The sequence below is a fragment of the Aquisphaera insulae genome, from assembly GCF_011064615.1.
GTDB classification, from domain to species: Bacteria; Planctomycetota; Planctomycetia; order Isosphaerales; family Isosphaeraceae; genus Aquisphaera; species Aquisphaera insulae.
Map to the genome: position 1 here is coordinate 48,745 of NZ_JAALJH010000030.1, position 21,948 is coordinate 70,692.

Below are 21,948 nucleotides of genomic sequence, written 5' to 3' on the forward strand. Positions count from 1 at the left end.
GCTGTGGGGAGTAAGAGCCTGTACCGGGAGTCGGGTTCCGAGGCGAGCGGGGGGCGTCAGCCCCCTGTCTTTTCGGTTCCGGACCGGGGGCTGACGCCCCCCGCTCGCCTTTTCGGGACGGACTCCAAGCCGTGCTGAGCGCGGATGCCTTCTGACAGTGGCGAGCTCTCTGGTCCCCTCCCCACACCGTGGGGGAGGGTCAGGGAAAGGGGGCGATCGCCGATGCCATGAGATGAAGGCTCACGCGTTGGAAGGAGGTTCCAATGGAACCAAAGAACGGTGATCAACCGAGATCGAGGCCGTTCCGGCGGGTCAGTTTCGTCGAGGCGTCGTATCCGGGGAATCCGAGCAGTCCCGTCTGCCTGATCTGCTCTGAAAAGCCCGGCAGCTTCGCCCTCGACGACGACGCTCTCTGCCCGACATGCGGAAAACTCCTGAGCTGGTTCCGTTCGAAGTTCTCCGAGGAAAAGGGACTGGACCTCCGCTCGCTCACCGCTCTGACCACGTTCCGCGACCTTTCCACCGACTCTCTGGACCACATCGAATGGGTGATGGAAGCGGAGGGTCAATTCGGCATCATCCTCACCGATGCCGTCGCGGAAAGGCTCCTGACGGTCGGTGACTTCCTCGGCTACATCCGAGCGCATGCGGGCGGCACGTCGCCGGCCGGCTCGAACGTCATGTGGGATCCGCAGATCGACGGTTGAGGGCCGGGCGGACGGCTCGCGTCGACCTCGTCAGAGCCACGTTCGTGCCCCTCGAGATTCCTCGGGCCCATTCCCCATGGTCCGTCGAGGAAGCATCCGATTCGATGGTCGCGGCGGCATCGCGGCGCCACTCGCGAATCGGACCCGCGAGAGCCCCGTGCGGTGGCTGCTGCGTCGCCACCGCTGGACAAGGATTGTCCTTCGTCGGAGCGACGAATCGGCGAAAAGCCCGCGAAAAACGCCCGGGAAGCCCTGGCATGCGGGTTGCGAAGCCTGGCCACCATGCGACGGCCAGCTCACCAGTGGGTGAAGTTCGGATGGGACCTGACCGGTCCATCTCATCCAGTTGCCGCACCGACATGGGCGCCAGAGTGAAGTCCAGGGCCGACGAGGTGTCACGCCGATGCGCCGAGTGTTCGTTGACGCCAGGTCGATCCACGCGGGCCTTCTCCTGGGCCTCGCCGGCTGCGGCGGCCCGCGCAGGGCAACCGTCCATCCCGTCGCGGGGACGCTCACAGTCCGCGACCGGCCGGCGGCCCACGTGATGGTCGCCTACCACCCACTCGGTCGCGTTGCCGTCGGGGAGTCCTTGCCCGTCGGCTGCACCGGTCCGGATGGCCGCTACCGATTGATGACCTACGCGGCCGGCGACGGCGCCCCCGCCGGGGATTACGCCGTCACCGTGGTCTGGCCGGAGGATTCGCCGCCGGGTGACGAGTGCCCGGGCGAGACGACGCACGACCGGTTCGAGGGCCGGTACGCCGACCCGGCGAGCTCCCCCTGGCGCGTCACCGTCGGTCCCGGCACGAACGAGGTGCCCCTCCGGTTGGACGCCCCGGCCGGGATGGTGGCCACGACTCCGAGCCCCGAGACGCCGGGGGAATGACCGCCCGGCCCGGCTCTTCTAAGAACCGCCGCGCCGAACCACGAGGCGGGCGAGGAACGTCGAATTCGATCCGACCGAGCACGACCGATCGCAGAGTGGCCTCATTTCTTATCGCAGAAAGGTGATTGTTGATGACGAGTCCCCTTCGACGACCCCGGCGTGGCTTCACGCTGATCGAGCTGCTGGTGGTCATCGCCATCATCGCGGTGCTCATCGGGCTGCTCCTGCCCGCCACCCAGGCCGCCCGCGAGGCCGCTCGACGGATGCAGTGCGTGAACAACCTCAAGCAGATGGGCATCGCCGTGCATCAGTTCCACGACATCCATCAGAAGCTGCCGAACATGAGCTTCTGCGGCGGCGGCTGCGAGGACACCAACCCGGGCATGCAGAACATCTACTACCGGTTTCGCCACTACCCGGTGGCCTTCGAGCTCCTGCCGCACCTCGAGCAGGGCAACCTCTACAACAAGTTCAACCTCAACCTCGCCGCGACCTCCACCGTCCCCCGCCTGGACGGCGGCCCGACCAACGCCCAACTGGCCAGCTCGCCGCTGACCGTCTTCCTGTGCCCGTCCATGCCGCAGCCGGTCAATCCGGTGTACGCCGACTATGCGAGCTACGGGTGGAATCGAGGCAACTGCGAGGTCCACTCCCCAGCTCAGCCGGGCGACATCTACAAGCCGGGGCAGGCGTACGGATTCACGCCCTCCAACGGCGTGTTCATCTCGCGGATGGACGCCGGCATGGACTACACCACCGGCCAGTCACTGGCGGCCAGGCACGTCGCGGACCCGACCTGGTGGCAGCCCGAGGATACGTACCGGATCAGCTTCGTCAGCATCACCGACGGTCTCTCCAACACGATCGCCGCCGGCGACATGCATAACATCCTCAAGGGGTACACCACGACGACGGTCAACAGCGTGTCCATCGGCACCACGCCGGTCCCGTCGGGCGGTCCCATCGCCTGGGGATCGAGCGGCGGCGACTACTACAGCGAGGGCCGCACCACCGTGCCGATGAACACGCTGACCGGCCCCTATTACAGCCGAAGCGTCACGGACCCGGCCGCCCTGCGGGACATCCTCTACAAGAGCCCGATCTACTCGTTCCGCAGCACCCATCCGGGCGGGTGCAACTTCCTGCTCTGCGACGGGAGCGTGAAGTTCATCAAGCAGTCGATCAACCCGACCACCTACCAGGCGCTCGGGAGCCGGAACGGCAGCGAGGTGATCAGTGAGTACTAACCGCGTCGTGATGGTCGCCCTCGTCGGCGTGGTGATGGTCGGCTGCGGCGAGGGCATCTCGGCCCCCCGCACCGTGCCGACCTCGGGCACGGTGCTGTTCAAGGGCAAGCCGGCCGAGGGGGTGAAGGTGACCTTCCACCCGACATTCAGCATGCAATTCACCCCCAACGGGGTGACCGGCAAGGACGGCCGGTTCCTCCTCAGCACCGCGGCCCCCGTGGACGGGGCGCCTCCGGGGGAGTACGCGGTCACCTTCGAACTGATGCGGGCGGGGGCCGACAAGCGGGGGCTGGACACGGAATTCGATGCCTGGAAGGGAAAGTACGCAAACCCGGAGAGTGCCCCGAAAGTCACCATCGGCTCGTCGGAGACCACCCTCGAGCCGTTCCACCTCGATTGAGTCGATGGCTGTCGGTCGTCCTCTGAATCGCGTCTCGAAGAGATCAGCTTCCGTGGTCCGGATCGGTTCCCGTGACCAGAACCAGGGGTCTCCATTTCCACATCGGGAGAGGTTTTCATGTTGAGCGAACGATCGCGCCGTTCCTTCCTTCGCGGCACCGCCGGGGTGGCCGGCACACTCGGGTTCTCGGGCGGTTGGGCCTGGCCGCTCGTCGCACGAGGCGACGGGCAGCGTGCGGATGCGACGCCATTGATCACCCGGGCCGTCGCGTACCTTCGCGGCCGGCAGGCCGCGGATGGGAGCTGGTCGGTCGACCGCGGCGAGCCCGGGATCACGGCGCTGGTCGTCGCGGCGCTCCTGCGTTCGGGGCAGGTCACCCCCGCGGAGCCGAGCGTCGCGAAGGGGCTGGCCTACCTGGAGAGCTTCCTCGGCCCCGACGGCGGCCTGAGCAAGGGGGCCCACTCGAGCTACTCAACCTCGGTGGCCTTGTTGGCCTTCCGCGACGCCAACCGAGCCGGCCGGTACGACGCCGCGATCAAGGCCGCGCAGCAGTTCCTCCGCGCCACGCAGTTCGACGAGTCGAACGGGACGAGGCCCGACAACCCCTACTACGGCGGGGCCGGCTACGGACCGGGAGGCGGACCTCGACCGCCGCAGCCAGCCGCGAAGAGTGACGCCGCCACCAAGAAGGCGGCCACGCCCCGCGCCCCTCGCCCCGACCTTTCGAACACGTCGTTCATGATCGAGGCGCTCCGCAGCACGGGCGTACCGGCCGACGACCCCGCCCTCAGGCGGGCCGTCCTGTTCATCTCCCGCTGCCAGAACCTCAAGAGCGAGTTCAACGACCAGCCCTGGGCCGACAAGATCAACGACGGCGGCTTCATCTACACCGTCGCCAACGGCGGGACCAGCATCGCCGGCAAGACCCCCGAGGGTCATCCCCTGTCGTACGGCTCGATGACCTATGCCGGCCTCAAGAGCATGATCTACGCCGGCCTGACGAAGGACGACCCCCGCGTCGCGGCGGCCCTCGGCTTCATCCGCAAGACCTACACCGTGGAGGCCAATCCCGGGGCCGGCGACCGTGCCCTGTATTACTACTACGTGATGTTCGCCAAGGCCCTCGCGGTCCTGGGCGAGCCGACCATCGTGGACGGCAACGGCGTCGCTCACGACTGGCGTGCCGACCTGATCTCGGCGCTCGGGAAGCGGCAGAGCAAGGAGGGGAGCTGGGTCAACGCCACCGACCGTTTCATGGAAGGTGACGCGAACCTCGTGACCGCCTACGCCCTGCTCGCGCTGGGCCACGCGGCCGGCAGCGGCAAGAGCTGAACCATGGGGCCGATTGGCACTCGATGCCCCGATCACTCCCGGGAGCCAATCAGGCCATCCCGCACGCCGTGCGTGCCCTTGCCAGCACGGTTCGGGCCGCGGCGTGGGCGCGTTCGGCGCCCTCGGCGCGGACCTTCGCGACCCGGTCGGGGTCGGCAACCCACTCGGCGCGGAGGGCGCGAGGGCCGTCGAAGCGGGCGATGATGGCGTCGGCCAGGCGGGTCTTCATCTCGCCATAGCCGATGCCGCCTTCGCGGTAGCGGCGCTCGACGTCGTCCAGGTCCTCGGCGCCGGCGAAGAGGCGGTAGAGGGCCATCAGCGAGCACTTGTCGGGGTCCTTGGGGGCCTCGACGGGGGCGCTGTCGGTGACGATCTTCTTGACCTTCTTCTTGATCACGGCGGGATCGTCGAAGATCTCGATCGTGTTGCCGTAGCTCTTGGACATCTTGCGGCCGTCCAGGCCCGGCACGACGGCGACGTTGTCCAGGATGTAGGGCTTGGGGAGGCGGAAGACCTCGGCCGGGCCGTACACGTTGTTGAATCGCTCGGCGACGTCGCGGGTGATCTCCAGGTGCTGCCGCTGGTCCTGGCCGACGGGGACGAGGTCGGCATCGTAGAGGAGGATGTCGGCGGCCATCAGGACCGGGTAGGCGAACAGGCCGTGCTCGGCCGGGATGCCCTGCTGGACCTTGTCCTTGAAGCTGACGCACTTCTCGAGCCAGCCCATGGGCGTGACCGTGGTCAAGAGCCAGGCGAGCTCCACCGTCTCGGGCACGTCGGACTGGACGAATAGGGTCGCCTTGGCCGGGTCCAGGCCCAGGGCCAGCAGGTCGACGAAGGCGTCGAACGTGTTCCGCCGCATCGTCGCCGCGTCCCGCACCGAGGTCAGCGCGTGGTAGTTGGCGATGAAGTAGAACGCCTCGTGCTCTTCCTGCAGCGCGATGTACTGCCGGATCGCCCCGAAGTAATTGCCGATGTGCAACGCGCCCGAAGGCTGGATACCCGAGAGGATCCGCATGGCCAGGATGACTCGCTCGAACGTTCGTGTCGGACGGCGCCGTGCTCCCGATCGCGGACCGCGCCCGCCCGAACATCCGGCCCCGCGTTCTCGGCCGCCTTCGCAGGCCGGTTCGCGTTCATTCTACCAGCTTCACCAAGGTCCTTCCAATCGGCCCGACCCGCCTGGCCGTGGCATGGCCGGCCAGAATCCCGACAGGGACCGTCACGCCGAGACGTGTATCCCCCGCGATCCGGTCAGGTTGACATTCCCGCCCTCGTTGTCGAGGATCGTATTCGCTTGCAGCGTCGAGCCGGCGCAATTGCCGGTCGCCCGGAGGCCGTAACCCAGGTTCTGCGCGATCGTGTTCCCTTCCAGGCTCGCCGATCGGGTCGACATCCACGTCACGCCGTTGCCCCGGTTGTAGCGGATGAGGTTCGCGAGGGCGGCCGAGGCTCCCCCGATCCGGGTGGAGGAGGTCCCCGGGCGGAGGACGATCCCGCCGAGGGCGTTGCCCAGCCGGTTCGTGCCCAGGGCGGACGTGCCGATCCGGGTGTGGACGATCCGATTGTCTCGCGCACGGCCAGCAATCTCGATGCCATAGCCGCGGTTCGAAGAGACCGTCACCTGTGGCTCGATCGAGGGTTGGAATCCGCCGATGGCGTTCCCGTGCGCGGAACCGGCGATCAGGATGCCGTCACCGCCGTTGGGCAGTGCCGCGTTGATATTCGTGTTGGTGCCGATCGCGGTCTCCGTGACCTGGACGCCGGTCGCCCGGCCGGTAATCTCGATGCCATGTCTGAGGTTGCCGGAGACGATGCACGTGCGAATCAGGTTATTCCCCCCGGTCGAGGTGATCAGGATCCCATCCTTCCGGTTGGGGGCGGCGGTGGAGAACGCGAAGAGTCCGGCGAAGGTGTTGAACGAGACGAATCCGCTGGCCCTGTCTCGCACCTCGATCCCGTTCCGATCGTTCCCGGCGATCACGTTGCCGAGCGGGATGACCCCTCCAACCTGGGTGTTGGCGGAGGTGCCGGAGACGAGCAGGCCGTCCCCCTTGTTGGCCACGATCGACGCGTTGTCGGCGCCGACGCCCAGGAAATTGGCCTGGACGGTCGTGTCGTCGGAATCCGTGATCCGCAGGCCATTGCCGCCGTTGCCGCTGATGACGTTGTAGAAGACGAAGGGATCTTGCTGGAACGTACAGCCGAGGAGCGAGTTGCCGTCGGCCTTCACGATGGCCACTCCGTCGCCGCGATTGCCGAGGGCCGAGAGCCCCGAGGCGGAGGTCCCCACGAAATTACCGCTGAGCTGATTCCGCCCGGCGGCTCCGGTGATGCGGACGCCGTCGCCACCGTTGCCGGAGATGAGGTTCCCCTGGGGCGGACGGACGATTACGCCGCCGGTCGGGTCGTTCCCGCCCGTCGCCTCGCCGCCGATGAGGTTATCCGTCGCGCCGTTGGTGATGAGGATGCCGTGCTTGGCATTGCCGCGGCGGAAAGAGCCGCTGGCGTCGGTCCCGATGAAGTTCATCGCGACCTGGTTGTGCGAGCTCCCGTAGATCCCGATGCCATTCCCACCGTTGCCGCTGATGACGTTCGAGAGCTGGAAGCTCGTCTGCACTTCCGCCTGGTACGGGGCGGTGCCCGAGGCTCCGATGACCAGCCCGACCACCACGTTACCGGCCACCGAGTTGGCGCTGCTGATGGAAGGGCTCGATGCGCCCGGCGCGTTCAGGTCGACCCATCGGCCGTTCCCGAACGAGCCGTCGGTGTTGCGGCGGACGCTCACCCACGAGCCCTGGGCGGGGTTCGCGGTCCCTCGCTGGACGGAATCGGCGACCAGCGTGTACACGCCCTTCTCGTCGCTGCTGATCCCCTCGAAATGAGTGATGTAGTCCTTGCCGACGACCCCGTTGGGATAGTCGAACGAGGACCAGTGGGAATATTCTCCGGTCGAGGCGTCATAGTCGACCATGTAGCCGTGACTCAGGCCGTCGCCCACATCGCCAGGGGCGCTGTAGCCGCCGACGATCGTGAGGCTCGAGCGGCCGTTGTCCCAGATGCCGTAGGCCGTGGTCGTCGTCGCGCCGGGATAGACGATGTCGCTGAGCGTACCGGCCGCGATGTTGTAGAGGAAGGCGTGCCCGGTGCCGAGCGGGGCGTCCCCTTCCGGGCCGTCCGCGTTGCCGACCGCGAGGCCACCCATCACGCTGTGGACGTAGGTGTACTGTGCCCCGGGGTAGTCGATCGTCGTGTAATTCGCCGCGTCCGAGAGATCGGCGGTCGTCCCTTGATAGAGGAAGCCGTTGACCGTGTCCGTGCCGTTTTTGTAGCTGCCGACGAGCTGGATCGAGCCGTCGGGGAGCAGGTTCGGGCCATACACGCTGGAAGACGTCGCGCCGGGCACGTTGACATCATAGCTCGTCCCTCCGACCCCCGAGATCGGCCCTACGTAGAGGAGCCCGTTCGTGCCCGAGGTCCCCGCGATCAGGTATCGACCGCGGATGTCGCCGTTCCGGATGCCCTGCCAGGCCGTGACCGGCCCCGGAGAGACCGAGTCGGCGTTGTCATACCGGACCCTCGAAACGGGGTCGGAATGGCCGATGAGATTGCCCTGGGAGGACGCGTTGATCCGGATGCCGTCGCCGCGATTGCCGGCGACCCGGCCGTCGGCTCCGAGTCCGATCCAGTTCTGCTGAACGGTCACGTGAGAGGCATTCAGCGTGACGCCGGCGTTGCCGGCCCGGATCAGCACCAGGGAGGTTAGCGACGATCCGTCGGATCCGCCCTCGAATCTCAGGCCGCGGGTCCCGCCGAAGTCGATGGTCACGACGGGCGTCCCGGCGAAGGAGGGGGCCGTCGAGCCGTCGAGCGTCACGGTCCCGGTGAGTGCGGGCAGGGACCTCCCGGCGACGCGGATCGTCCCGGCGACGCGGAACTCGATCGTGTCGGTGCCGGGTCGGTCGTTGGCCGACGTCATGGCCCAGCGGAGCGAACCTTCGCCCGAATTGAGACGATTCGTCACGGCGAAGGTGGAGAGGAGCCTCCGGTCTTCGAGGGCTTCCAGGTCGTGGACCTCGCGTCGCCGCGTCGGCCTTCGCGGAGTCTTGAAAAGCGGCCTGATCCGCCGGGATGCCGAGCCGCGGGCGAGGACGTGCGATTTCATGATGCTGCCTCCAGGAGACTCGCGGCCGCGGGACTGCACGACGCGCCGACAGTAGCAAGCTAGGACGGGAAAGCCGTCGAGCAACTCGGAGGCTCCCGATTCATCGCCCGAGCGTCATGGTCGGCCCCGGGCCGATCCCCGGGCGAGGCCGCGATACCTTGGCCGGGCCCAGGGGGAATGCTACGATGTCGATCCGTAAGGGCGAGCGAGGAGAAGGTAGCTCCGGCGCGGGAGTTGCGTCGGAATCCCGTTCGGCTGGCCGGCTTGTGCCGCGGCTCGGGGATCCGGGAGGGGAGGGACTGACGATGATCGAGACCTTCGAGGACCACGGCCTGCGGTTCGAGTACCCGGCCGGCTGGGAGATCGACGTCACCGACCATGGCCAGGTCCTCACGGTGGCCGTGCAGGATCCCGACGGGCTCGGCTTCGCGCTGATCACCACGGACGAGTCGTGCCCGGATCCGGACGCCGTCGCCGAGGCCGCGCTCGAGGCCATGCGCGAGGAATATCCGGATCTCGACGCCTCGCCGATCATCGAGACGATCAACGAGCAGTGCACGACCGGCCATGACGTCGAGTTCTTCGCCATGGACATGACCAACGCCGCCACGATCCGCTGCTTCCGGACCCCTCGGCACACGATCCTGCTCTTCGGCCAGTGGTCCGATGCCGGCACGGCAAAGCTCCCGGACCAGATCCGCGACGTGCTCCGGTCGATCGAGGAGCTGGACGCCTAGCGGGTCGTTCCGGCCGACCGGGGCTCGCCCGGCCGACGGGCGGAGCCGGCTCCTACGGCCCCTGCATCGCGCGTGGTCGAATCGCCCGTCAGGACCGGATCGACCTCGCGGTTCGATCCAGGCTGGCACGCCGACAAGTCCTGCGCGTCGACGCGCCGGATCGCGCGAATCCGTCGCCCAGCGAGGACGATTCAAGAGAGGAGGAAATCGCACCGAGTCCCTTGCTCAAGGACGGGCCATGCGGCTGCCGCGCATCCGGGGCGTGCACGCGCTGATGATCCTGCTGATCGCGACCGGCGTGCCGCCTGGGCGGGCGGGGTCGGTCAATGACGATCGCGACGCGGCCTTCCGGCTCTATGACGCCGGCCGGTTCGCGGAGGCGGTTCCGCTCCTCGATCGGGTCCTCGAGGCGCATCACCGGGACGTTCAGGCCCGGATCAAGCGGGGGAATTGCTACCTCCGCCTCGAGCAGCCGGCGCGTGCCATCCCCGACTTCGAATTCGTCGCGCGGTTCAGTCCGCTCAATGCGAGCGCCCAGACCAATCTCGGCATCGCCCTGGTGATGGCCGGGCGATACCAGGATGCCCAGGTCTGCTTCGAGCGGGCGATCGTCTTCTGGTCGTGGGATCCCTTCTTCCGGCCCGTCGGCCCCGACCTGGCCTCGGCCCACGGCGGGCTCGCCCAGGTCTATCATCGGACCGGACGCAACCTGGAGGCGGTCGACGAGTACGACCGCGCCGTCAAGATCTTCCCGAGCGATCCCAATCTGTACATGGGCAGGGGTGACGCTCATCAGTCCTTGAACGAGCTTGACGCGGCCCTGGCCGACTACAGCGAGGCCGTCCGCCTCGGGCCGAATTCTCCCCGAGCGTTCGCCGGCCGAGGCGTCGTCCTGGAGAAGCTGGGCCGGACCGATGAGGCCCTCGCCGACTACGAGCACGCGATCGCGGTCGGACCGGGCTACACGCCCGCCTACAGCCTGCGCGGGGGGCTGCTCGCCCGGCTGGGCAAGAACGATCGGGCCATGGCCGATTTCGATTCCGCCCTCCGTGCCAGGCCGAATGATTCCGCGGCGCTCAAGGACCGCGGCGGGATGCTGGTCAGGACGGGCCGCAACGACCAGGCGCTCGCCGTCCTGGATCGGGCGATCGCGCGTGATCCGCGCAACGCCGCGGCCTACCTCAACCGCGGCGCGGCCCACAGCAACCTCGGGCATTACGAGCAGGCGATCGCGGATCTGGAGAAGTCGATCGACCTGGACCCGAAGGACCCGAAGTCGCACACGAACATGGGCCTGGCCCTGTTCATGGTCGGCAGCTACGACCGATCGATGGAGGAGCTGAGCGAGGCCGTTCGACTCGCCCCACGGAATGCGATCGTCCGCATGAACCGCGGCAATGTCTACGCGAAGCTGGGCTTCCGGGAGCAGGCGGCCGCGGACTACGGCGAGTCCGAGCGGGCCGATCCGAACCTGATGGCGAGCCTGGGAGGATCGGCGCGGCTGCTCGAGACGATGAGCCGTCAGAGCCTGGCCATGCTCGATCAGAAACGGGTGACCCTGGACCGCCCGGGGGCCGGCGAGGTCTCGGCGGCGCTCGAACGAGGCCACGCCCTGCGGGCTCGCGAGAACTGGAAGGGGGCGATCACCGAATTCGACCGGACGATCGAGCTCGACCCGGGTCGTGCCGAGGCGTATGTCGCCCGGGGCTGGTCGCGGTTCTGCGCCGAGGAGCCGGACGCGGAGGCCGACGCCCGGGCGTACCTCAAGCTCCGCGGCTGGGACGATCGATTCTCGGCGTACATGGCGCTCCTGGGCGTGCTCTCCGCGCGGCGGGCGGGACACGAGGAGGAAGGCCGCCGGCTCCTGGACGAGTCGATCGCCAATTCGCCCCCGGGGCTCTGGCCGCTGCCGGTCCTCCTCTACCTCCGCCATGACCTGACCCTTGCGGCGCTCCTCGAGAAGGCCAGGGGGGCGACGCAGGAGGCCGAGGCTCACGCCGTGATCGGCCTCGAGCTGCTCCGCCGGGGCGATCGCAAGGGGGGCATCGAACATCTCCGCTGGGTCCGAGACAACGGCCCGTCGAAATCGATCTTCTTCGACGTGGCCCGCGCGGCCCTCCAGAATCTCGACGCGCCGCGCGACCCGCTCTCGAGGGCGATCGAGGCCCGTGAGAAGCGGTGACCGGGCCGGATCGTCAGTAGATCACGATCCGGGCCTCGCGGAGCGGACCGAGTCCCCGAAGGAGCGTCCGCGCCAGGGACTGGAACATGGTGTCCAGGCAGATCTCGCGGGAGAAGCCCATGGCACCCGTTCCGAGGAGCGGGAAGGCGATCGAGGTCACATGGAGCGAATCGGCGTGATAGGCGCAGCTCGCCACGATCTCGGCGATGAGGTCGCGGCTGGGGAAGATGACCCCCTCGCGGGTGATCCCCACGGTCACGCCGTGGAAGATGTAACGGGCCGGGAGCCTGCCGGCGGAGGTGACCACGGCCCGGCCCGGCCGGATCGGCCCGTAGCGGGCGGCCTCGTCCGCCACCGTCTTGCCGGCGGCGCGGCTGATCGCCAGGGAGACGCCGTAGTCGGCCGTGAGCTGGTGCGTGTCCGAGCTGACGATCGCGTCGACGGCCTGGGTCGTGATGTCCCCCCTCAGGATCACGATCCTGCGGCCGCCGGGGAAGTCATGGGCCTCGCCCTCGGGGGGCAGCTCGGATTGCGGCGCCAGGTAGGCGTCGCGGCGGGCTCGATACCGCTCGAGGAAGGCGAGGATCTCCGGATCCTCGGTCATGTCCCAGGGCGAGAACGGCCCGGATGCGGGGGCGAGCTGCCGCCGAAGCTCGGCGAACGAGGGGAAGCGATCGCCGGGCGACTTGGCCAGGCAACGCTCCAGGATGGCGCAGGTGCGCTCCGAGATCCTCGGGTTCCGCGACCGGGGTGATTCCAGGGGCTCGGATTTGTGCTTGCAGAGGATCGAGAACGGGGACCCTCCGACGAAGGGGGGCGATCCCGTCAGGACGTGGTAGAACGTGGCGCCGAAGCTGTAGATATCGGCCCGCGTGTCGACGCCGCGGGGATCCTCCGCCTGCTCGGGGGCCATGTACTGGGGCGTCCCCATGATGATGTCCGTGCCGGTCATCTCGGGGAGCCCGGGCGCCCCCCGGGCCAGGCCGAAGTCGGCGACCAGGGCCCGACGCCTGCCGTCGATGAGGATGTTCTGCGGCTTCAGGTCGCGGTGGATGATCCCCTTCTCGGCCGCGGCCATCATCCCCTCGCAGACGTCGGCCATCCAGGCGACGGCCTGCCGCTCCTCGATCGGACCGTTCCCGGCCTCCATGACGGCCCGCAGGTCATCGCCCTCGACCAGCTCCATGATCAGGGCGAGCCGGCCGTCGCCGAGCGCCCGGAAGTCGTGGACGCCGACGACGTGCGGCGAGCGAATCGCGGCGATCAGGGTGGCCTCGCGGCGGAAGCGGTCCCCGCTCCGGCCCGGCAGGATGACCTTGATGGCCGCGGGGCGGCCGAGCGTCCGGTGGCGGGCGCTGTAGACGACGCCCATCGCCCCTTCGCCGACGATCTCGAGGATGTCGTACTCGGGAAGCTCCGGGAACGGGTCGCTCGCCGACGCCGTCGTCGTCGCCGTCCCGCGGTCGGGGAGGGGGGCGGGATCGGGCCTCGGGCGTTCGAACGTCGCGGCGATGGTGGTGGCGGACTCGGGGATCCGCGACGCGTAGTCCTCCGCGGAGGGCGACTCGCCGACGGCACGCCGATGGCGCAGCTCGATCTCCAGGAGGTCCCGGAGTAGCGCGTCCCGGCCCGGCCCATGCGGAACCTGGCCGAGGAAGAGCTCCAGCCGGGGCCTCTCGCCCTCCCGCCAGGTCGATTCGAACAGGTCGACCAGCGCCTCGATCCGGCTTCGATCCGCGGGCGTCGGCGTGTCCATGAATTCCCCGCCTCCGTCGTGATCCGCGCCCGGCGGCCATGACTCTTCCCTCGGGGACCATGAGATCAGAAGCGGGCGAGCACGCCAAGGCCCCGTCACCCCCGCCGGAAATGACGCCGCCGCGGCGGGCCGGAGTCGGCCCGCCGCGGCGAGGTTGATGAGGGAGAGCTTCGGCGGTCGATCGCTCAGGCGCCCATGACGCTGGTGATCTTCTCGAGGGTGGCCTCCGATGGCTCCTTGGTCCCCTTGCACTTGGGATACTTGGAGCAGCCGAGGAAATAGCCGCGTCGGCCGCGTCGGACCGTCATCGGGCCGCCGCAGTCGTCGCAGGTCTCGTCCACGACGATGGACTTCAGGTCGGGGCCGGCGGCGGCCGCCGCGGCCGGCGCGGGGGCGATCGAGGCGACCAGGTCCTTCTTGTCGTCCGGGATGGGGGCGGTGCCGCGGCACTTGGGGTAGCCGGTGCAGCCGAGGAACGGCCCGCGGCGCCCCTGCCGGACCTTCATGGGCTTGCCGCACTTCTCGCAGTTGACTCCCAGGTCGATCTCCTGGACGGGCTTCCCCTCGGCGTCGACGTCCTTGACGTTGCGGCACTTGGGGTAGCCGGTGCAGCCGAGGAACGGCCCGCGGCGCCCCTGGCGGAGGGCCATGGGCTTGCCGCACTTCTCGCAGACGTGCTCGGTCTCGACCCGCGACGGCACCGGGTTGCCGTTCTCGTCGATGTTGAACGACTCCTTGCAGTCGGGGTAGCCGGAGCACGAGAGGAACTTCTCCCCCCGCTTGTTCTCCCGGATCAGGAGCGGCTTGCCGCACTTCGGGCAGTCGTGCCCGCTGGCGACGGCCTCCGCCTTGGGTTGGCCACCGAGCGGCCGCGTGGCCTTGCATTCGGGATACTTGGAGCAGCCGAGGAACTGGCCGGTGCGGCCGAACTTCAGGACCATCGGCGCGCCGCAGACGTGGCAGACCTCGTCGGTCGGGATCTGCACCCGCTCCATCTGGGTCTCGGCCGCCTTGAGGGCGTCCTGGAACGGGTAGTAGAACTCGTCGAGCACCTTCACCAGCTCTTCCTTGGCGGTGGCGATGTCGTCGAGCTCGTCCTCCATGTGGGCCGTGAACTTGAGGTCGAGGATCTTGGGGAAGTGCTTGACCAGGAGGTCGGTCACCACCATCCCGAGGTCGGTGGCGAAGAACCGCCGCTCCTTCTGCTCCACGTACATCCGGTCCTGGATCGTCTGGATGATCGGGGCATAGGTGCTGGGCCGGCCGATGTTCTCCTTCTCGAGCGCCTTGATCAGGGTCGCCTCGCTGTATCGCGGCGGGGGCTGGGTGAAGTGCTGCGTCGGCGCGAGGTCGTGGAGGTCGAGCGGCTGGCCCACCTTCAGGGGCGGCAGCAGGGCATCCTCGATCTTGCCCCCCGGCGGCCAGACCTTCTTGTAGCCGTCGAACTTGAGGACCTTGCCCTGGGTCTTGAAGAGGCCGGGGCCGGCGGTGACGGCGACGTCGGTCACGGTGAAGACGGCCGGCGTCATCTGGCTGGCGACGAACCGCCAGTAGATCAGTTGATAGAGGCGGAACTGGTCATTGCTCAGGCGACCCTTGACCTGCTCCGGGGTGAACTTCAGCTCCGTCGGCCGGATGGCCTCGTGGGCCTCCTGCGCGTTCTTGCCGGCGGCGTAGCGGGCCGGCTTGGCGGGCAGGTACTTGTCGCCGAACTTCTCCTGGATCAGGCCGCGGACCGCCTCGAGGGCCTCCTGAGAGACGCTCAGGCTGTCGGTACGCATGTAGGTGATCAGGCCCACCGGCCCGGAGCCGTCGACGTCGATGCCCTCGTAGAGCTCCTGGGCGATCTTCATGGTCCGCTTGCCGGAGTAGCGGAGGCGGATGGCGGCCTGCTGCTGGAGGGTGCTCGTCTTGAACGGAGCATCGGCACGGTCGGGCTTGTCGGCCTCGTCCACCTTCGAGACGACGTATCGCTCCGACGCCAGGACGTCGCGGATCCGGTGGGCGTCGGCCTCATTATTGGCGGCGAACTTGGCCCCGTCGTACTCGACGAGCCCGGCCTCGAAGCGGTCGGCCTCGGCCGCCGCCCGCTCGGGGCTGACCGTGGCCGTGATCTTCCAGTACTCCTCGCTGACGAACGCCCGGATCTCCTTCTCTCGGTCGGCGATCAGCCGGACGGCCACCGACTGGACCCGGCCGGCGCTGAGGTTGCGAGCGACCTTGCTCCAGAGCAGGGGGCTGAGCTGGTAGCCGACGAACCGGTCGAGGAACCGCCGCGCCTGCTGGGCGTTGACCATGTTGACGTTGATCGGCCCGACGTGGCCGAAGGCGTCCTTGACGGCTCGCTCGGTGATCTCGTGGAAGGTGACGCGGCGGACCCGCTCGTCGGGGAGCTCGAGCGCCTGCTGGAGGTGCCAGGCGATCGCCTCTCCCTCGCGGTCGGGGTCGGTGGCCAGGTAGACGATTCCGGCCCGGGCGGCCTCCTTCTTGAGGTCGCTGACCGTCTCCTTCTTGGCCGGGACGACCTCGTAGGAGGGGGCATAGCCGTCGGCGACGTCCAGGCCGAGCTTCCGCTTGGGGAGGTCGCGGACATGCCCCATGCTTGCCTTGACCACGTACTTCGAGCCGAGGAACTTGTTGATCGACTTGGCCTTCTTCGGGCTCTCCACGATCACCAGCGCCCGGCCGCCCCCCGAGGCGGGCGGGGCGGACTCGGCCGGGGCCGACTTCGCCTTGACGGCCTTGGTCGCGGTCTTGGCCGCGGTCGCCTTGGTCGCACGCTTCCGGGTGGCGGACTTCGGGGCGCTGCCGTTGCCGTCGGGGGAGGCTCCTGGGGACTTTCTAGCCACGTTGTCTTCCTGCCTATCCTCTTCCCTCTCCCACGCTTGGGTCGATCCGTCGGGACCTTCTCGAACGCGGCGCAGCGGGTTGTTTGAGGTTGCCCTGGGGGAGATTCCTGATACGATGAAGGTTGGTCGGTCGTGTTCGGGACCCCGCAACCAACCCCATAAGCGACATAGCTAGGGTATCGGGGGTCTGTCAAGGGGGGGCGGTCAGGAAAGAGCCCCCGGAAGCCCATCGCCAGCACTGAGGGACCCCATGCCGTTCGCCGTATTCCGCCGCCATCAGCGCGTGCTGCTCGCGACCTTCGCCATCCTGGCCATGGGCGCGTTCGTGCTCTCCGACAGCGTGCCCCGCCTCCTCAATTCCAATGCGGCCGGGCGGGACCAGAAGATCGTGGAGCTCCACGGCAAGGCGGTCTACCAGAGCCAGCTCAACGAGCTTGCCCGCCAGCGGAGCCGGGCCAACCTGTTCGTCGCCGGGATGATGCCCTACGCCCGGAGCGCGGAGGTCTTCGGCTCGCTCAAGCAGCGGGACCTGGTGGATGCCATGATCCTGGAGCAGGAGGCCGACCGGCTGGGGATCCCGGCCACGCCCGAGATGGGTCGGGAATGGCTCAGCCAGTTCGCCCAGCGCGGCCGCGGCCGGATGACGAACGAGCTGTTCAACTCGCTCTATGCCCGGTTCAGCAACGAGGTGAGCGAGGAGCACCTCCTGTCGGACATCGCCAATCAGGTCCGGATCAGCAAGGTGAGGGATCTCCTCGGCTCGCCGATCGTGACCCCGTACGACGTCTTCCGGGCCTATCGGGACCAGAATGAGCGGGTCGCGGCCAAGCTGGTCGAGGTCCCGGTGGAGTCCTTCCTGGGGAAGGTGGGCGAGCCCTCCGCCGCGGAGGTGCAATCGCTCTACGACAAGTACAAGGACGTGCTCCCCGACCCGGCCCGCGAGACGCCCGGATTCAAGGTTCCCCGCCAGGTCCAGGCGGAGATCCTCTCCATCGACGCCAAGGCCCTGGCCCGCGACCTCCAGGCCAAGGTCACGGAGGCGGACCTTCGCACCTATTACGAGAACCACAAATCGGAGTACCCCGTCCCCTCCGAGTTCCCGTCCGACCTCTTCGCGGGCCGGCCGGAGCTGACCCCTCCGCTGCTCCAGCCGTTCGCCTCGGTCCGCCAGATCCTGGCCCCCACGCTCGCCAATGAACGCGCCCAGGCGGAGATCCAGGAGAAGTTCGATCGCCTCAAGGGAGACGTCCTCGGCCCCTTCGCCGACAAGTATCTCGGGGCGCTCGACGACCTGGAGGAGGCGAAGAAGCAAGGGGGCGGGGCCGCGACCAGGCCGCTCCCGACGCCCGAGGACCTCAAGCCCGTCGCCACCCGCGAGGGCCTCTCCTACGAGAAGACGGGGCTGCTCACCAGGGAGGCCGCGGAGCAGCTCGGCCAGGTCTCCATGTCCGAGGTCGGCCAGAAGTTCCTCAACGGCGGCCACAAGTTCACCGAGGAGCTCTTCGATCCCAAGGCCGGCCTTTATGAGCCGATCGAGCTGACCGACCTCCTCGACGTCCATTATCTGGTCCGCAAGGTGAAGGACGAGGCGCCGCACATCCCGCCCCTGGACCAGGTCCGCGACGAGGTCGTGCGGGCGTGGAAGACGGAGAAGGCCCGACCGCTGGCGGAGAAGGCCGCCGAGGAGATCGCCAGGAAGCTGACCGCGGCCAACGGCGTGATCAAGGAGCCCAAGGTGGAGGACTTCCGCGTGGTCACGGTCCCGCCGGTCACGCGCTCCCAGGGCAACCTCCTGCCCAACTCCTTCCTCGACCCCAGGCCCGTCGACACCGAGATCCGCGAGGTGCCGTACGCCGGGAATGCCTTCCGCGATGCCTACTTCGGGCTCCGGCCCGGGACCGTCGTGGTCGCCCCCAACGAGCCCAAGACCGTCTACTATGCGATCGGCCTGGAACGCCAGGATCCGGCCAAGTTCAGCGCCCTCTATGCTCCCAACGGCGACCTCTTCCGCTACCGCCAGACGGCCTACGTGGAGGCGGCAAGGTCCCAGGATGAGCGCTGGATGAACGCGCTCCGAGAGAAGGCCGGCCTCAAGTCGGACTGGATTCCCCCCGACGAGCAGAAGAAGGAAGACGCGCGGAGCTGACCCGACGTCCTTTCCGTTCGCGGGAGATCTCTCGGGCTCGACGTTGCGTGTGGCGAAGACGCAACGTCGAGCCCGCGTCGTGCGCCGGTTCGGGCCTCACGGGCCTTTTTCTGCGGCGGCTTGACATCCCGTCCGAACTGTATAGCATAGCCCTTTCAAGGATGAGATGACCTTTCCTCTCAAGGATGAGGTATCGCGATGGACTCGCAATCCTACTTCGAGCGTCTCGTCGCCTCGGTCGAACGCATCGCTCGCCACGCCTACTATCCCGGCATCGAGCAGACCATCGAGCTCGTCCTCCAGGACGTGGAGGATCTGGGCACCGCCGGCCGGATCACGGCCGAGGAGTGCGAGGCCCTGCGGTTCCTGCTGCTCGGCATGACCATGAGGGTGCCGATCGCCGCCAACGCCGCCTGAGCCCGCCCGGCCATCCCGACCCCGCCGGCGGATCCGCGTCGCGGCGTCCTCCGTTTGTCCCCTTCCGTCGATCCATTCCCTACCATCGCCCTATCCGGTTCCATCGGCGGATATTGCCTGCGCCTCAGGGTCGCGGGGCAACGCTCGCCGCCGGGATCGTGCTATAGTCGGGGGATGCGAGGAGCGGCGCGATGGGGAACCCGCCGAGATGAAGCCTATCCCGAGGCTGGCTGCATGAGAGTGGCGCTTGTCGGCTGGGACCTGGACGATTCGCTGATCGCCGCGCTGGCCGGGCTCGGCGCGGAGGTGGTCGGATTCACCCGTTGGTTCCCCGGCATGCCGACGCACGAGCTCCGCGACGGCTGGACGCTCCTGCGCTGCCCGCATCGGATCGGGGAATCCGAGCGGAACGAGGCGCGAGATTTCGGCGTCGCGACGGTCCGCGAGGCCAGTACCTCCGGGACCGGGTTCGAGTTCGACGTGGTCCACGCCCTGGATCGTCGCTCACGGGATGCGGCCGCGGAGCTGAGCAGCCGGAAGCCGGGGTCGGTCTTCCTCGCCTCGCTGGATGCCGCGGACGCCGGCCTCGAGGACGAATCGGGCGTCGGCCTCAGGTCCTCGCCGCGGGGCTGGATCTGCGACCATCCCTGGGTCGCGGAATGCCTCCGGGAGCGGATTCCCGCTGAGATCCCCGTCCGGGTTGTGCTCCGTTGCGAGACCGCGGACGCAGCGGACGCCCCGGAATCCTCGCCGCCAAGCGTCTTCGTGTCCCTGGCTCGACGGTCGCGGATCGCCCCGCGTGTGGTCGCGGCCGCCCTCGACGGGCTGCGGGAGACGGTCCCCGCGGTTCGGGTCGTGCTCTTCGGGATCGGGCCCAAGGCGGAGGAGCTGAGGCACAGGCTCGATCGTTCGGGCCTCCTCGCCGCCCCCGCGGGCGGTTCCAGGGAGGCATGGGACCGGGCGCTCAGCGCGGCGGCCGTGGTCGGCGTGGACTCGCGGAGTCCGGCCGAATCGCCGGTGGCCAGGCTCGCCTGGATGGCCGGCCGGCCGACGGTCGGCCTGCTCGGCGGCGATCGCGGGGAGCTGGTCCGGGCCCTGCATGCGGCCCTGAGCGACGGGCGTTCCGGTCGCGATGTCGAAGTGGGCCGCCGGATCTCCGTCCGGGACCTGGAGCCGGCGGCCAGGGCCGCGCGTTGGATGGAGATCTATCTCGATGCCCGGATGCGCGGGACCTCCGGCCGGGCGCGGAGGGGCTCTGGCCGGGGAAATGGCCTGGCCTTCCCCGAGCTGCGATCGCGACTGGCCCTGACCGCGATCTCGCCGCATGAGGTCCTCGCGTCGTGGTCGCTCCGCAAGGGAGACTGGGAGGTCGCGCTCGAATGGGTCGGGCCGGAGGCGATCCGCGCGGTCGCGGCGATCCGGCTGTACGACGTCACCGACATCGACTTCGACGGCCGCAACGCCCACGACGCGTGGGATGTTGAGCTCGGCCATGGCGAGGACCATCGGGTGATCTCCGTCCGCAGCGACGGGCGGTCGCTGGCGAGCTGCCTGGGCTTGAAGACGCCCTCGGGCCATTTCCATCCCCTCGTCCATTCGAAGCTCTGCCACCTGCCCCGCGAGGGACTTGCCCCGTCGCTGCCCGGCCGGCGTTTCCGGGTCATGCCCCGCCGCGATCCGCCCTGATCCCGGACCTCCTCCGGATGTCCCGGACCCTGGCCAACCTCCAACCTCGGCATCCTCCATGCTCCGCCTGGCACTACTCCTCGAGCTACACCACCCGCTGCCCGGTCCGACGGAGACAGCCGGCCGGGACTGGGCCATCGCCGCGATCGACGGCTACTGGCCGTTGCTGAGGGCGGTCCGCGACTTCGCCGACCGCGCGGCCGGCGCCTCGATCACGATCGCGGTCAGCCCGAGCTGGACGGCGCTCGCCGCGGATCCGTCCTCCCGGAACGCGGTTGCGGTGGAGCTCCACCGCCGCGACCAGGGGCCCGACCCGCGGCCTTCGCGAGGGCCCGTGCGGTCGCTGATCGACGGCTGGGACGGGGATGCGCTCGCGCTCCTCCGCGATCTCGGGGCGACCTCGGCCGTCGAGGTGATCCCGATGACCTCCACCTATGCCTGGCTGCCGAGCGTGGCCGGCGATCCCGTGACGGCGAGGGCCCAGGTCCGCCTGGCCGTCGCCGACCATGCCCGGAGGTTCGGCAGGGCGGCGGCCGGGATCTGGCTCCCGTTCCTCGCGTATCTGCCCGGCCTGGAGTCGTACGTCGGCGAGTCGGGCGCCCGGTACTTCGGGGTGGGCGGGGATTCCCTGCTTCGCGGGACGGTGCTGCCCCCGGGCCGGCTTTCCGGCCCGCTCGTCACCCCGCCCGGGGTCGCCGCCTTCGGCGTGAATAGTGCCGCCGTCGAGGCCGTGAAGGACGTCGCCTCCGGCTACCGGCGCGATCCTCGATACCAGGACGTCGCCACGGCCGCCAGGGCCGCGGAGGAGCAGGCGGAGCACTTCGTCGCGAACTGGATCTCGGTCGCGCTCCGGGGCCTTCCCGCGGCGGATGGGGCCGTCGCGCCGATCTCGGTCGCGGCCCTCTCGGCGCACGACCTCGGACGCGACTGGCCGGCGGGCGCCTGGCTCGGCCGTGTCCTCGAACGGCTCGCGGGGGAGAAGGAGGCCGGCGCGGTGGCGCTCGGGCGTTTCCTGGACGGCCATCCCGACGGCGTGCTCGGTCGGCCCGGCGCCAGCGGCGGGGGGATGCTGGCCGTCCGCCCCGGGGATTCCGACCTCCACGACCGTTGCCGGGTCGCCGCCGAGCTGCTCGCCCACGCGGTCGAACATCGGCGGGACCTCGGCCCGCTCGGTCGCAGGGCCCTGGGGCACATGGCGAGGGCCCTGCTGAGGGCCCAGCAACTGGACTGGTCGATGCCGCCGGGGCTGGGAGTGACCCCCGAAGTTGGGTTGCGGCGAGCCGCCGACCACCTCGACATCTTCCATCATCTCGCCGGCCTCCTGATGGCCGGACGCCCCGACCGCGGCCTGCTAGACCGGCTCGATTCGGGGCCGGCGTTCCTGCCGTCGATCGACCCGGACCTGCTGGCGGGGGCACGCGCGTGAGCCTCGGCGAGC

15 protein-coding genes are annotated in these 21,948 nt (G+C 68.9%); 11 read left to right on the forward strand and 4 right to left on the reverse strand.

Going from position 1 to position 21,948, the window contains the following annotated elements:
- The first annotated feature begins 263 nt into the window (after nt 1–263).
- From G6O54_RS17165 to G6O54_RS17185, 5 genes are all read left to right on the forward strand, one after another.
- Complete coding sequence (locus tag G6O54_RS17165; RefSeq protein ID WP_165226888.1) at nt 264–707, forward strand: phosphopantetheine-binding protein; 444 nt, start codon at nt 264–266, stop codon at nt 705–707.
- 403 nt (nt 708–1,110) lie between these two features.
- Complete coding sequence (locus tag G6O54_RS17170) at nt 1,111–1,593, forward strand: hypothetical protein (protein ID WP_165226889.1); 483 nt, start codon at nt 1,111–1,113, stop codon at nt 1,591–1,593.
- Between the two features lie 131 nt (nt 1,594–1,724).
- On the forward strand, nt 1,725–2,840 hold the full coding sequence (locus tag G6O54_RS17175; RefSeq protein ID WP_165226890.1) for a DUF1559 domain-containing protein: 1,116 nt from the start codon (nt 1,725–1,727) through the stop codon (nt 2,838–2,840).
- The gene (locus G6O54_RS17180) at nt 2,830–3,240 is read left to right on the forward strand and encodes a peptidase associated/transthyretin-like domain-containing protein (RefSeq protein WP_205678866.1); all 411 of its coding nucleotides are present in this window, start codon (nt 2,830–2,832) and stop codon (nt 3,238–3,240) included. The genes G6O54_RS17175 and G6O54_RS17180 overlap by 11 nt, the downstream gene beginning before the upstream one ends.
- A gap of 117 nt (nt 3,241–3,357) precedes the next feature.
- Nucleotides 3,358–4,572: a prenyltransferase/squalene oxidase repeat-containing protein gene (locus tag G6O54_RS17185; RefSeq protein WP_205678868.1), complete on the forward strand. Its 1,215-nt coding sequence runs from the start codon at nt 3,358–3,360 to the stop codon at nt 4,570–4,572.
- A 49-nt stretch (nt 4,573–4,621) separates the two neighbouring features.
- On the opposite strand, the gene trpS is transcribed toward G6O54_RS17185, so the two are convergent.
- Together trpS and G6O54_RS17195 are read right to left on the reverse strand one after the other, a co-directional pair.
- Nucleotides 4,622–5,590, reverse strand: coding sequence for a tryptophan--tRNA ligase (gene trpS / locus G6O54_RS17190; RefSeq protein ID WP_165226891.1), 969 nt, complete (start codon nt 5,588–5,590; stop codon nt 4,622–4,624).
- Nucleotides 5,591–5,794: 204 nt separating this feature from the next.
- Complete coding sequence (locus tag G6O54_RS17195; protein WP_165226892.1) at nt 5,795–8,737, reverse strand: beta strand repeat-containing protein; 2,943 nt, start codon at nt 8,735–8,737, stop codon at nt 5,795–5,797.
- A 305-nt stretch (nt 8,738–9,042) separates the two neighbouring features.
- Here G6O54_RS17195 and G6O54_RS17200 point away from each other — a divergent pair, with 305 nt between their 5' ends.
- Nucleotides 9,043–9,474, forward strand: coding sequence for a hypothetical protein (locus G6O54_RS17200; RefSeq protein ID WP_165226893.1), 432 nt, complete (start codon nt 9,043–9,045; stop codon nt 9,472–9,474).
- A 238-nt stretch (nt 9,475–9,712) separates the two neighbouring features.
- Nucleotides 9,713–11,656: a tetratricopeptide repeat protein gene (locus G6O54_RS17205; RefSeq protein WP_165226894.1), complete on the forward strand. Its 1,944-nt coding sequence runs from the start codon at nt 9,713–9,715 to the stop codon at nt 11,654–11,656.
- 13 nt (nt 11,657–11,669) lie between these two features.
- Here G6O54_RS17205 and G6O54_RS17210 read toward each other — a convergent pair whose 3' ends face one another.
- Entirely contained in the window at nt 11,670–13,412 is a 1,743-nt protein-coding gene (locus tag G6O54_RS17210) for a serine/threonine-protein kinase (RefSeq protein WP_165226895.1), read from the reverse strand.
- A 185-nt stretch (nt 13,413–13,597) separates the two neighbouring features.
- Entirely contained in the window at nt 13,598–16,261 is a 2,664-nt protein-coding gene (gene topA / locus G6O54_RS17215) for a type I DNA topoisomerase (protein WP_165226896.1), read from the reverse strand.
- A gap of 250 nt (nt 16,262–16,511) precedes the next feature.
- Here topA and G6O54_RS17220 point away from each other — a divergent pair, with 250 nt between their 5' ends.
- From G6O54_RS17220 to G6O54_RS17235, 4 genes are all read left to right on the forward strand, one after another.
- The gene (locus G6O54_RS17220) at nt 16,512–18,407 is read left to right on the forward strand and encodes a peptidylprolyl isomerase (RefSeq protein ID WP_165226897.1); all 1,896 of its coding nucleotides are present in this window, start codon (nt 16,512–16,514) and stop codon (nt 18,405–18,407) included.
- Between the two features lie 198 nt (nt 18,408–18,605).
- A complete protein-coding gene (locus G6O54_RS17225) occupies nt 18,606–18,824 on the forward strand; it encodes a hypothetical protein (protein WP_165226898.1) in 219 nt (72 codons plus the stop codon).
- 234 nt (nt 18,825–19,058) lie between these two features.
- Nucleotides 19,059–20,510, forward strand: coding sequence for a DUF4912 domain-containing protein (locus tag G6O54_RS17230; RefSeq protein WP_165226899.1), 1,452 nt, complete (start codon nt 19,059–19,061; stop codon nt 20,508–20,510).
- A gap of 58 nt (nt 20,511–20,568) precedes the next feature.
- Nucleotides 20,569–21,936, forward strand: a complete 1,368-nt coding sequence (locus G6O54_RS17235) for a 1,4-alpha-glucan branching protein domain-containing protein (protein WP_165226900.1) — start codon at nt 20,569–20,571, stop codon at nt 21,934–21,936.
- Nucleotides 21,937–21,948: the final 12 nt, after the last annotated feature.

Excerpts from the sequence above, each read along its gene's own strand:
- G6O54_RS17165 (WP_165226888.1), top strand. The coding sequence starts at position 264 with ATGGAACCAAAGAACGGTGATCAACCGAGATCGAGGCCGTTCCGGCGG.
- G6O54_RS17170 (WP_165226889.1), top strand. The coding sequence starts at position 1,111 with ATGCGCCGAGTGTTCGTTGACGCCAGGTCGATCCACGCGGGCCTTCTC.
- G6O54_RS17175 (WP_165226890.1), top strand. The coding sequence starts at position 1,725 with ATGACGAGTCCCCTTCGACGACCCCGGCGTGGCTTCACGCTGATCGAG.
- G6O54_RS17185 (WP_205678868.1), top strand. The coding sequence starts at position 3,358 with ATGTTGAGCGAACGATCGCGCCGTTCCTTCCTTCGCGGCACCGCCGGG.
- trpS (WP_165226891.1), bottom strand. The coding sequence starts at position 5,590 with ATGCGGATCCTCTCGGGTATCCAGCCTTCGGGCGCGTTGCACATCGGC.
- G6O54_RS17195 (WP_165226892.1), bottom strand. The coding sequence starts at position 8,737 with ATGAAATCGCACGTCCTCGCCCGCGGCTCGGCATCCCGGCGGATCAGG.
- G6O54_RS17200 (WP_165226893.1), top strand. The coding sequence starts at position 9,043 with ATGATCGAGACCTTCGAGGACCACGGCCTGCGGTTCGAGTACCCGGCC.
- G6O54_RS17205 (WP_165226894.1), top strand. The coding sequence starts at position 9,713 with ATGCGGCTGCCGCGCATCCGGGGCGTGCACGCGCTGATGATCCTGCTG.
- G6O54_RS17210 (WP_165226895.1), bottom strand. The coding sequence starts at position 13,412 with ATGGACACGCCGACGCCCGCGGATCGAAGCCGGATCGAGGCGCTGGTC.
- G6O54_RS17220 (WP_165226897.1), top strand. The coding sequence starts at position 16,512 with ATGCCGTTCGCCGTATTCCGCCGCCATCAGCGCGTGCTGCTCGCGACC.
- G6O54_RS17225 (WP_165226898.1), top strand. The coding sequence starts at position 18,606 with ATGGACTCGCAATCCTACTTCGAGCGTCTCGTCGCCTCGGTCGAACGC.
- G6O54_RS17230 (WP_165226899.1), top strand. The coding sequence starts at position 19,059 with ATGAGAGTGGCGCTTGTCGGCTGGGACCTGGACGATTCGCTGATCGCC.
- G6O54_RS17235 (WP_165226900.1), top strand. The coding sequence starts at position 20,569 with ATGCTCCGCCTGGCACTACTCCTCGAGCTACACCACCCGCTGCCCGGT.